This is a genomic window from Mycolicibacterium chubuense, from assembly GCF_001044255.1.
Classification (GTDB): Bacteria; Actinomycetota; Actinomycetes; order Mycobacteriales; family Mycobacteriaceae; genus Mycobacterium; species Mycobacterium chubuense.
Genome location: NZ_JYNX01000058.1, coordinates 220,590 through 230,979 on the forward strand (window position 1 = coordinate 220,590; position 10,390 = coordinate 230,979).

Below are 10,390 nucleotides of genomic sequence, written 5' to 3' on the forward strand. Positions count from 1 at the left end.
AGCCTAGTGGGTGGTGCCGTCGCGGCCGCCACGCATGTCGTCGTCGGCCATGAAGTGGTCCTCGGGGTCCTCGGCGTCGAGGTCGGCCGGTATCGGTTCGGGGGCCTTCCTCTCCGCGACCGGCGGTGCCGGTTCGTCGACGGTGACGACGGCCTCCGGCGCTATCTCAACGGTTTCGGGGTCGGCCTCCTCGGCCACCGGCTCCGACTCGGGTTCGGGTTCGGGTTCGGGCTCCTCGATCACCGGCGCGGGCCGGCGCACCCGCGGCTGGAAGCCGCCCGACATCGCCACCGTCAGCGCACCGATCCCCGCGAACCAGACGAACACCGCCGGCCCGAACGTGGTCTGGTCGACGCTGACGTCGCCGAAGTTGCCGAGCGCTCCGCCCCCCGCATAGCCCAGCAGCGCCATCGCCGCGGCGCCGACGAGGGCCGCGACCAGGACCTTCGCCAGGGCCTGCAGCGGGGGCAGCGGGTGGCGCGCACACTGCTGGCCCAGAGCGACCCCGGCCACGGCGGCCACGATCAGCAGGGCCACCCACACCGGACCCAGCGGCGGCGTCGGGACGGCAGCGAGCACCGGCAATGCCGGCACGTCGCCGCCCAGTACCGTGAACGCGCTGAACGTCGCCAGCCCGATGTGCGCGCTCGAGCCGACGGCCACCGCCGCGGCGCCGACCACGACGTTGGGCAGGTAGAGCACCGACAGCACGGTCAGACTGAGCTGGCCGAACATCGAATCGGTGATGGAGTAGAGGTCGTGCATCGTCGACCAGTGCACGATGAGCGAGCCGGACACGACAGCGGCCGACAGAGCCAGCAGGGCCAGCACACCGGCCCACGCGGCACGGAAGGCGTCGGGAAGCCACGCCGGCAACGGTGTCGAGCGCAGCAGCCGCCGGCCCACCCGCGATCCGACGCCCAGCGCGGCGCCGATCGCGTGCACGATGAACACGCCGCCGAGCGCCCGTGACGCGTCGGGGGTCTGCAGCTCGGTGAGCACCGACGCGGCGTCGTGGATGAAGGCCAGACAGATCGCCGCGATCAGCACCGGCCCGCCCAGCGCCGAGGCCACCACCCAGCGGGTGACGAACCAGGACGTGCTCGTCACCGCGGCCGCGGTGGTCCGCGCCGTGCCGTAGACCATCGCCATCACCGGCAACAGCGGCATCACGCCCAGGGCGCTGCCCGCGACGGACACCGGCACCTGGTGAACGCCCAGCCACATGCTGGCGATGGCGCCGGACGCGCCGGTCATGTCGCTGTTGGCGATCAGCAGCTGGGACAGCACCACCGCGGCGATGACGACGAGCGCGACCAGTGACGGCCCGAACGCCACCCGGAGCAGTTCACGCGCCTGGCGTGTACCGGCTGGTCCTGGCGCACCACCCGCGCGCGGGGGACTGTTCACAGGTGGGCCGCTCCTCCAAGACGCTCGGGCGCGCGACGGTCGCGCACGCGCGGCTTGAGATTACGACGACTGGCCGGGCGAAGTGGTCGGCGACGACTGGTGTTGCGTGGGTACCTGTGTCGTCGGCGCGTTGCTCGACGGCGGCTGACCGTAGGTCGGGTAGCCGGTGGGCGGGGTCGGCGGACCCGACTGGGCGCCGGGCTGCCCACCCGAAGACGGCGAGGCGGCGGGGAAACCGCCGGTCGAGGGCCCGGCACTCGGGTAGCCGCCGTACGGCGTCGGGTAGCCCGGCCGCTGCTGCTGGCCGCCACCCTGCCCGCCGTGCTGCGGCTGACCGGGGTGCTGACCGTAGTACGACCCGGGGTACTGGCCGTACTGGGGCTGCTCGTACTTGGGCCGCGGCACCGGCGGGGTGATCACTCCGGAGTCGAACAGCAGCACCACCACGGCGACCGCGGCCTGCAGCAGCGTGAACGCGATCAGCAGGTACAGCCCCCAGTCGACGGTCGTGCCGCTGGGCTTGTTGATGACCTCGGAGATCACGAGCAGGAAGCCGAGCACCGACGCCACCGCGGCGACGGCGACGTAGTTCCGCTGCCGGGGCAGCAGGCCGACACCGGCGAACAGGGCGGCCACCACGGCGGCGATGACCGCGAAGCCCAACCCGACCGAGCTTCCGCTGAGCTCGCCGAGACCCGGGAAGTCCGACGAGGTCACGGTGAACTGCGGCGCGAAATACGACAGGTAGACGAGCAGTCCGAGCGCGGCGACGGCGGCACTCAGATAGCCGGGGAGCTTGCTCGGTCCTCCGGCCGCCGGATCGGACTCGCCGATCTTCGCGAACTGCTGTGTCGGCGCGGAGAACTGCGTCGTGGGCTGCTGGGCGGGCGGGTATCCGGAGCCTCCGGGCGCGCCTTGGGGGTACGACATGACCTCTCCTGTGCTGTGCGGGCACCGCATCGACGACGTCGACGCAGGCGACTGCGATCCCGACGGACCGCCTGAGCGATTCGTTGAACCACGCTAGCGCACACCGGGGTGCACCTGTCACGCCCGCGCAGCCGCGCAGGCGGTTAGGCCGACACGAGCACAGCCGGGTCGATCGCATCCCGTTCGGCGGCCTCGATGTCACGGACCAGCGGCAACACCCGGGAGCCGAAGTACTCGATCTCCTCCTGGAAATGCAGGAATCCGCCCAGGATCAGGTCGACTCCACGTTTGCGATAGGCCGCGATGCGTTCGGCGATCTGCTCGGGCGTGCCGATCAGTTTCGTGCGGAATCCGTCGTTGTACTGCACCAGATCTTCGAAGGTCGAATCCGCCCACATGCCCGTCTTGTCGGCGGTCGCGTTGCCGGCCTGCTGCACGGCGGCTCCGAAACCCTCGACGGCGGGCCGGTTCGCCTTCGCGATGATCTCGCGAAGGACCTCTTTCGCCTCTTTCTCGGTGTCCCTGGCGATGATGAAGGCGTTGAGGCCGAACTTCACCTCACGGCCGACCTCCCTGGCGTGATCCCGGACGTCGACGATCTGTTCGGTGACACCGTCGAAGTCCTTGCCGTTGGAGAAGTACCAGTCCGCGTAGCGGCCGCCGTTGCGCCGGGCGGCGGTGGAGTTCCCGCCCTGGAAGATCTCCGGGTTGGGCCGCTCGGGGGTGTTGACCGGTTTCGGCTTGAGCGTGAAGTCGTGGATGCGGTAGAAGTCGCCGCGGAAATCCACGTCGTCCTCGGTCCAGATCTTGCGCAGCACCTGCAGGAATTCGGCACTGCGGCGGTACCGCTCGTCGTGTTCGAGCCACGGCTCACCCAGGTGGGTGAACTCGTCCTTGAACCAGCCGGAGACCACGTTGACGGCGAACCGGCCGCCGGAGAGCTGATCGGCGGTGGCGCCGAGCTTGGCCAGCACCGCGGGCTGCCAGAGCCCCGGATGGACGGCCGCGATGACCTTCAATCGCTGTGTCGCCAGCAGCAGGGCGAGGCTGAAGCTGGTGGACTCGTGCTGGTATTCGGCGCCGTAGCTGGCTTCGTAGCGCACCTGGGACAGCGCGTACTCGAAACCGTTGTTCTCCGCGGTCTGCGCCAGCTTGGCGTTGTACTCGTAGTTCCAGTCGGTGCGCTGCTCGATATCGCTGGTCACCAGGCCGCCGCTGACGTTGGGCACCCAGTAGGCGAACGAGATGTTGTCGGCGATGCGTTCGGTCGTCATGGTCCGTCATCGAACCGGCCGGCCGCGCCCCGGTCATCGGTATGGATCGCGGTGACCGGAACTCAGCCCATGACGATCGGGGTGGCCTCGATGCCGTTGAACCGGGACGCCGTGACCGCGGTGTAGGCGCCCATCATCGGGCTCACGACCAGGTCGCCGATGTCCAGGGCGGGCATCGGATAGTTCCGCGCGATGACGTCGGCGCTGTCGCAGGTGGGTCCGGCGAGGGTCACCGGGTCCAGCGCCGCCTCGGCGCGCAGCAGTTCCTCGAGCGCGAGGATGGGCGGGTGGACGTCCTCGGTCATGACATTCGAGTAGCTGCCGTACAGCCCGTCGTCGAGGTAGTGCCAGACCTGCCCGTCGCGTTCCGCGGTGCCCACCACGCTGGCCAGCAGGGTCATGCAGTCGGCCACCAGGAACCGGCCGGGCTCGCACAGCAGCGTGAAGTCGTCCCGACGCCGCCCCAGCACGTCGTCGACGATCGCCCCGATCGCCCCGATGGGCGGCTCGTCCTCGCGATAGCTCACGGGGAAGCCGCCGCCGATGTCGAGGACGCGCGCCGGCACCCCCAGGGTGCCCTCGACGTGGTCGGCGAGATCGAGCGTGTGCTGCAGGGCGCGGCGGTACGGTTCGACCGAGCTGCTCTGGCTACCGACGTGAAAGCTGAACCCGGCGAACCGCACACCCGCCGCCAGCACGTGCTTGACGAGCAGCTCCGCCTCCGCGGGCGCGACACCGAACTTCGACGACAGATCGGACTTCGCGGCGGGGTTACGGAACGCCAACCGAACCAGCACGTCGATGTCGGCGGGCCGTTTCCGGAACTTCTGCACCTCGGCGGCGTTCTCGACCACGAAGGTGCGCACCCCGGCGGCATAGGCGTGGTCGATGTCGGCCGGCTTCTTGATCGGGTTCGTGTGGATGCAGCGGTGCATCGGTAGCCCGAGGCGGCCCAGCAGGTCCACCTCCCCCCGCGTGGCGACGTCGAACCCGCCCCCGCAGATGGCGATCGTCGACAGCACCACCGGATGGGGCAGCGCCTTGACGGCGTAGTGCACCCCGAACCCGGTCAGCGTGGTCTGCAACTGCCGTAGCCGCCGCGCCACCAGGTGCGGTTCGAGAACCAGCAGGGGCGTGCCGTGCGTTCTGGCCAGCTGCGCCCAGCGTGCCGCGTTGGCGCGCAGGTCTTCACGCAGCCGGGATCGTCGTCGCGGATTCACGATTGCCCTCCTTGGTATCTGGAACACGTTGTGCAAGAAGCACTTTGAATCGTTCGTAGCTGAACACCGCACAGGTGTAGAACGCGACGTCGGAGACGAGCTTGCCGAAGATCCAGCCGGCCACGACGTTGCCGAACAGGGCCGGTCCGAGATAGAAGCCCAGCGGGCGTACGGCGATGCTGTCGATCACCTCGGCGGGCCCGAATTCGATCGCCACGCTGCGCAGCGCGAGCAGGGCGGCCATCACGAGGCGCGCGGGGGCCGGCCGACGGGCCTGATCGCGGTAGCTCCAGCGCAGCGCGCTCAGATAGGCCGCGGCGTAGTAGCCGCCAGAGGCACCGACGGACGCGGCCACCGCGGCGGCGCCCAGCGAATCCGTGGCGAGGTAGACCAGCGCGGCGGCACCGAACTCGCCGACGGTTCCCGCGATTTCACACGGCAGGTATCGGCGCACCCACTCGCGGATTCGCATCAGCCTCGTCGTCGATCCGTCCATGCCTCGAACTGTTCCGCGACGAGCCGGCCGGGTCGTGAGTAGCGCGCTACCCGACTCACCAGCGGGGACGGCGCGGGGGTACGCAGGCCACCCCCCTTGCGGACGAAGATTGGAACACGTTCTAATTCTCGGTATGGACTTTGGGTTGGTGCTGTTCACCTCCGATCGCGGAATCACTCCGGCCGCGGCGGCCACGCTGGCTGACCAGCACGGCTTCTCCACGTTCTACGTGCCCGAACACACCCACATCCCGATCAAGCGGCAGGCCGCGCACCCGACAACCGGGGACGAGACCCTGCCCGACGACCGCTATATGCGCACTCTGGACCCCTGGGTGTCACTCGGCACCGCCGCGGCGGTGACGTCGCGGGTACGGCTGTCCACCGCGGTCGCGCTGCCGGTCGAGCACGACCCGATCACGCTGGCCAAGTCGATCGCGACGCTGGACCACCTTTCCGGCGGCCGCGTCTCGCTGGGCGTGGGATTCGGTTGGAACACCGATGAACTCACCGACCACAACGTGCCGCCGGGCCGCCGACGGACGATGTTGCGCGAGTATCTGGAAGCCATGCGCGCGCTGTGGACGCAGGAAGAGGCCGAATACGACGGTGAGTTCGTCTCGTTCGGTCCGTCGTGGGCGTGGCCCAAGCCCGTGCAGGCACACATCCCGGTGCTCGTCGGTGCGGCCGGCACCGAGAAGAACTTCAGGTGGATCGCGAAGTCGGCCGACGGCTGGATCACCACACCCCGGGATTTCGACATCGACGCCCCGGTCAAGCTGCTGCAGGACACCTGGGCGGCGGCCGGCCGCGACGGCGCGCCGCAGATCGTCGCGCTGGACTTCAAACCCGACCCCGACAAGCTGGCGCGCTGGCGCGAGCTCGGGGTGACCGAGGTGCTCTTCGGGTTGCCCGACCGCAGCCCCGATGACGTCGCCGCCTACGTCGAGCGGCTCGCCGGCAAGCTGAGCGCACTCGTCTGATCTGGTGCGCCGGGCCCTTCGGGGCGCGGCCCTCGTCTAACGCAACACCGCACGATTGCCGTTGTCCGTCGCCGTGACAACGATCTTCGCGCCCAGCGGGTCGCCGTCGGACATCAGCGCGACGAGGTCGCGGTCCTCGGTGGTCGCCATGAACCGGGATCCGTCGTCGAGTCGTCCGACGATGATGCCGGTGCGCACCGGCCAGTCATAGCGCACCGAGTACGTCTCGATGACCCCCGTGCCGGCGGGTTGCTTCGTCACCGGCACCGTCGGCAATTCGGCCACCTGCGCCGTCAACTCCGCACTGCGCGAGGACCGCCACTGGACGGGCTCGGTCGAGTAGACGCCCACCGAGTACTTGCTCATGATGCCGCCATTGGCCCCGACGAAGCCGAACCGCCCTGGCTGGTCTCGCATCTGGACGACGGTCTCGGCGATGCCGTGCACCGAGTAGCTGTTGCCGGGGCCGCCGAAGTACGGCAGACCGCCGGTCAGCGTCAGCCCGCGGGGATCGTCGCCGGAGAGTCCGAGCGCCTCGCAGATCACGAACACCGGGAACGGGAAGCAGCTGTAGAGATCGAAGGTCGCGATGTCGCCGACGCCGACGCCCGCCACCCGCAACGCCTCGTGGGCCGCATGCACGGCGGCAGGGCTGGCACCGAGATCGACCCGGCTGAGCAGCGCCTGCTCGGCGAGATCGGAGTGTCCGTGGACGAAGACCCACTTCTCTTGCGGCACACCGTACCTGCGCGCCGCCTCGGCCGACATCAGCACGAGCGCGGCGCCCTGGTTCACGGTGTCGCGAGCGACCAGATACCGGGGGTAGGGGTCACAGATCATCCGGTTCTCGTCGGTGACGGTCTCGATCTCCTGCACCGACCGTTCCACCGGGGACGACGAGAACGGGTTCTTGGCAGCCACTTTCGACATCGGCGCGAACAGCTCTGCCATGGCGTGGCGATACTCGTCGACTCCGAGACCGAGTCGTGCGCGGCGGGCGTTGTCGAGCAGACCGTACTGCACGGGAGCCCCGGTGAGGCCGTGCTGCACGGTGTATTCGTCGATGTAGGAGAAGATCTGGTGGCCGCGGTCCTCGAGCTGGCCCTCGATGGTCTCGGTGAAGTCCGGCTTGTCGTCGCGATCGGCGAAGTACTTGGCCGTCGAGCCGGGCTCGGAACCCATGATCATCACGATGTCGGCCTCGCCGGCGACGATGGCGTTGCCGGCCTCAGTCACCAGCTTCTGGGGGCCCTGCCCGCCGACCGGTTCGAGCACCACGCGGGCGGGGTCGCCACCGAGGCGCTTCATCACCGACCGCGGGTAGTTGTTGGACTTGCCCAGCGTCGCGGGCATCGGCCCGGAGATCTCGAACTGCCGGAGCCCGAACACCGTGTCGACCGCGGCGGCGAGCGCATTGGCGTCGGCTCCGGTGTCGTCGAGCGCGGCCCGGGCGGCCTCGGTCGCGAGCTCGACGGCCGACATGCCGCGGTAGTCCGGGTCGTCGATGCGTTCGGTGAATTGGCCGACACCGACCAGAACGGGAGTGCGCGGGTCAACCGGCATGACGAACCTCCTGACATCTGTTAATTCGTCAGGCTAATAGAACAAGTTCCAGTTCGTCGCACGGGGTGGCCGCGCAGCGGGTACTCGGTGCCCATGGCGCGTGGTGAACATCCTCGACGAACGGTGTTCTACGGCGCCTGCCTGCTTGCGGCCGCGTTCCTGTCCTGCTGGGTCGCCGCCTCGGTGCACACCGCGTGGCTGTCGGCGCTGATCTATGTCGCCGCCGCCATCGCCACGTGTGTCGGCGTGGTCATGACACTGCGCGACTACGGCTGACGTACTCAGGCCCAGACGAGACTGCGGCCAGATCGTCGATCCCGTGGGAAAGGCGATCTGGCCGCAGTCTCGAAGTGAACTACAGGCTCTCGAAGATCTCCCGGGCCAGCGTGGCGGTCTCCGACGGCGTCTTGCCGACCTTGACGCCTGCGGCCTCGAGCGCCTCCTTCTTGGCGGCGGCGGTGCCCGACGATCCGGACACGATCGCGCCGGCGTGGCCCATCGTCTTGCCTTCGGGGGCGGTGAAGCCCGCGACGTACCCGACGACCGGCTTGGACACGTTGGCCTTGATGTAGTCGGCCGCACGCTCCTCGGCGTCGCCGCCGATCTCGCCGATCATCACGATGACCTTGGTCTCGGGATCGGATTCGAACGCCTCGATCGCGTCGATGTGCGAGATCGGAAGAGCACACGTCTGANGTGATGGTGCCCGGGCCGGCGATGGCGCGTCCCGGTTCCACCACGAGCTTCGACACCAGACCGATCGGGCCCTTGCCGGTGATGTTGTTCGGCGTGATGCCGACCAGCGACTCGCCGGGGGTGATGATGCCCGGGCAGTTGGGGCCGATGATGCGGGTCTTCTCGCCCTTGTCCTTGTTGTAGGCCCACGCATACGCGGTGTCCTGCACCGGGATTCCCTCGGTGATGACCACCAGCAGCGGGATCTCGGCGTCGATCGCCTCGATGATCGCGTCCTTCGAGAAGGCCGGCGGCACAAAGGCGATCGACACGTCGGCGCCGGTCTCCTTCATCGCCTCGGCGACGCTGCCGAACACCGGCAGCTCGACCTCGTTGCCGTCCTTGTCCTCATGGGTGACGGTCGTGCCGGCCTTGCGCGCGTTCACGCCACCCACGATCTGGGTGCCCGCCTTGAGCATCAGCTTGGTGTGCTTGGTGCCCTCGCCGCCGGTGATGCCCTGGACGATGACCTTGGAATCTTTGTTCAGAAAGATCGACATTGGTTGTGTCCCTTACTTGTTCGCCAGCTCGGCGGCCTTGTCGGCGCCGGAGTCCATGGTGTCCGCCTGGATGACCAGCGGATGGTTGGCCTCGGCGAGGATGCGCCGGCCCTCGTCGACGTTGTTGCCGTCGAGCCGCACGACGAGCGGCTTGTTGGCCTCGTCGCCCAGGATCTGCAGCGCCTTGACGATGCCGTTGGCCACCGCGTCGCAGGCGGTGATGCCGCCGAACACGTTGACGAACACGCTCTTGACCTGGCTGTCGTTCAGGATCACGTCGAGTCCGTTGGCCATCACCTCGGCCGACGCGCCGCCGCCGATGTCGAGGAAGTTCGCGGGCTTCACCCCACCGTGCTTCTCACCGGCGTAGGCGACCACGTCGAGGGTCGACATCACCAGACCTGCGCCGTTGCCGATGATGCCGACCTGACCGTCGAGCTTGACGTAGTTGAGGTCGTTCTCCTTGGCCTTGAGCTCGAGCGGATCCGTCGCGTCCTTGTCCTCGAACTCCGCATGTTCGGGATGGCGGAAATCGGCGTTGGCGTCGAGGGTGACCTTGCCGTCGAGTGCCAGGATCTGATCGTCGGGCGTGCGCACCAGCGGGTTCACCTCGACCAGCGTGGCGTCCTCTCCGACGAAGACCTCCCACAGCTTGGCGATCGTCACGGCGGCCGCATCGAGAACCTCGGCGGGCAGGTGGCCCTTCTCGGCGATCTCGCGGGCGAACGCCTCGTCGACACCCTTGGTGGCGTCGACGGCGATGCGGGCCAGCCGCTCGGGCTTGGTGGCGGCGACCTCTTCGATCTCCATGCCGCCCTCGACCGAGCACATCGCGAGGTAGGTGCGATTGGCGCGGTCGAGCAGGAAGGAGATGTAGTACTCCTCGGCGATGTCGCTGGCTTCGGCCACCAGCAACTTCTTGACGACGTGTCCCTTGATGTCGAGACCGAGGATGTTCTGGGCGTGGGTGAAGGCGTCGTCGGGCGTGGCGGCGTACTTCACGCCACCGGCTTTACCGCGGCCCCCGACCTTGACCTGCGCTTTCACCATGACCGGCTTGCCGATTTCCTCGGCGATGGTCTTGGCGTCCTCCGCGGAGTCGGTCACTCGTCCGGGGGTGGTGGGAACGTTGTGCTTGGCGAACAGTTCTTTCGCCTGGTACTCGAAGAGATCCATGGACTCCCAGAACTTCCCTGTCTGTCTGCGGCTGGAAAAATGTGTGCCCGACGGGCTCCGGGGGAACTTTATCGACACGAGTGCTGACGATTGTCACCGCCCAC

At 68.4% G+C, this 10,390-nt stretch carries 9 protein-coding genes and 2 pseudogenes; 2 read left to right on the plus strand and 9 right to left on the minus strand.

What is annotated here, in order from left to right:
• Window positions 1-3 precede the first annotated feature (3 nt).
• The 5 genes from MCHUDSM44219_RS19840 to MCHUDSM44219_RS19860 form a co-directional block, all read right to left on the minus strand.
• Window positions 4-1,410: a cell division protein PerM gene (locus MCHUDSM44219_RS19840; RefSeq protein WP_048419940.1), complete on the minus strand. Its 1,407-nt coding sequence runs from the start codon at window positions 1,408-1,410 to the stop codon at window positions 4-6.
• Window positions 1,411-1,470: 60 nt separating this feature from the next.
• Entirely contained in the window at window positions 1,471-2,340 is an 870-nt protein-coding gene (locus MCHUDSM44219_RS19845; RefSeq protein ID WP_048419941.1) for a DUF5336 domain-containing protein, read from the minus strand.
• A 143-nt stretch (window positions 2,341-2,483) separates the two neighbouring features.
• The gene (sfnG, locus tag MCHUDSM44219_RS19850) at window positions 2,484-3,614 is read right to left on the minus strand and encodes a dimethylsulfone monooxygenase SfnG (protein WP_048419942.1); all 1,131 of its coding nucleotides are present in this window, start codon (window positions 3,612-3,614) and stop codon (window positions 2,484-2,486) included.
• A 62-nt stretch (window positions 3,615-3,676) separates the two neighbouring features.
• On the minus strand, window positions 3,677-4,834 hold the full coding sequence (locus MCHUDSM44219_RS19855) for a type III PLP-dependent enzyme (RefSeq protein WP_053081304.1): 1,158 nt from the start codon (window positions 4,832-4,834) through the stop codon (window positions 3,677-3,679).
• Complete coding sequence (locus tag MCHUDSM44219_RS19860; RefSeq protein ID WP_048419943.1) at window positions 4,803-5,330, minus strand: hypothetical protein; 528 nt, start codon at window positions 5,328-5,330, stop codon at window positions 4,803-4,805. The genes MCHUDSM44219_RS19855 and MCHUDSM44219_RS19860 overlap by 32 nt, the downstream gene beginning before the upstream one ends.
• 133 nt (window positions 5,331-5,463) lie before the next feature.
• Between MCHUDSM44219_RS19860 and MCHUDSM44219_RS19865 the strand changes: the two genes are divergently transcribed.
• Window positions 5,464-6,312: an LLM class F420-dependent oxidoreductase gene (locus MCHUDSM44219_RS19865; protein WP_048419944.1), complete on the plus strand. Its 849-nt coding sequence runs from the start codon at window positions 5,464-5,466 to the stop codon at window positions 6,310-6,312.
• Window positions 6,313-6,348: 36 nt separating this feature from the next.
• On the opposite strand, the gene MCHUDSM44219_RS19870 is transcribed toward MCHUDSM44219_RS19865, so the two are convergent.
• Window positions 6,349-7,875 carry an acetyl-CoA acetyltransferase gene (locus MCHUDSM44219_RS19870; RefSeq protein WP_048419945.1) on the minus strand — a complete coding sequence of 509 codons (1,527 nt, stop codon included), beginning with the start codon at window positions 7,873-7,875 and terminating at the stop codon, window positions 6,349-6,351.
• A 93-nt stretch (window positions 7,876-7,968) separates the two neighbouring features.
• Here MCHUDSM44219_RS19870 and MCHUDSM44219_RS19875 point away from each other — a divergent pair, with 93 nt between their 5' ends.
• Window positions 7,969-8,151, plus strand: coding sequence for a hypothetical protein (locus MCHUDSM44219_RS19875; RefSeq protein ID WP_048419946.1), 183 nt, complete (start codon window positions 7,969-7,971; stop codon window positions 8,149-8,151).
• 79 nt (window positions 8,152-8,230) lie between these two features.
• Here MCHUDSM44219_RS19875 and MCHUDSM44219_RS31235 read toward each other — a convergent pair.
• From MCHUDSM44219_RS31235 to sucC, 3 genes and pseudogenes are all read right to left on the minus strand, one after another.
• Window positions 8,231-8,570: pseudogene (locus tag MCHUDSM44219_RS31235) on the minus strand (succinate--CoA ligase subunit alpha); the annotation flags it as partial.
• A gap of 1 nt (window position 8,571) precedes the next feature.
• Window positions 8,572-9,110, minus strand: a pseudogene (locus tag MCHUDSM44219_RS31240) (succinate--CoA ligase subunit alpha); the annotation flags it as partial.
• 12 nt (window positions 9,111-9,122) lie between these two features.
• Complete coding sequence (gene sucC, locus MCHUDSM44219_RS19885; protein ID WP_048419947.1) at window positions 9,123-10,286, minus strand: ADP-forming succinate--CoA ligase subunit beta; 1,164 nt, start codon at window positions 10,284-10,286, stop codon at window positions 9,123-9,125.
• Window positions 10,287-10,390: the final 104 nt, after the last annotated feature.

Excerpts from the sequence above, each read along its gene's own strand:
- MCHUDSM44219_RS19845 (WP_048419941.1), bottom strand. The coding sequence starts at position 2,340 with ATGTCGTACCCCCAAGGCGCGCCCGGAGGCTCCGGATACCCGCCCGCC.
- sfnG (WP_048419942.1), bottom strand. The coding sequence starts at position 3,614 with ATGACGACCGAACGCATCGCCGACAACATCTCGTTCGCCTACTGGGTG.
- MCHUDSM44219_RS19860 (WP_048419943.1), bottom strand. The coding sequence starts at position 5,330 with ATGGACGGATCGACGACGAGGCTGATGCGAATCCGCGAGTGGGTGCGC.
- MCHUDSM44219_RS19865 (WP_048419944.1), top strand. The coding sequence starts at position 5,464 with ATGGACTTTGGGTTGGTGCTGTTCACCTCCGATCGCGGAATCACTCCG.
- MCHUDSM44219_RS19870 (WP_048419945.1), bottom strand. The coding sequence starts at position 7,875 with ATGCCGGTTGACCCGCGCACTCCCGTTCTGGTCGGTGTCGGCCAATTC.
- MCHUDSM44219_RS19875 (WP_048419946.1), top strand. The coding sequence starts at position 7,969 with ATGGCGCGTGGTGAACATCCTCGACGAACGGTGTTCTACGGCGCCTGC.
- sucC (WP_048419947.1), bottom strand. The coding sequence starts at position 10,286 with ATGGATCTCTTCGAGTACCAGGCGAAAGAACTGTTCGCCAAGCACAAC.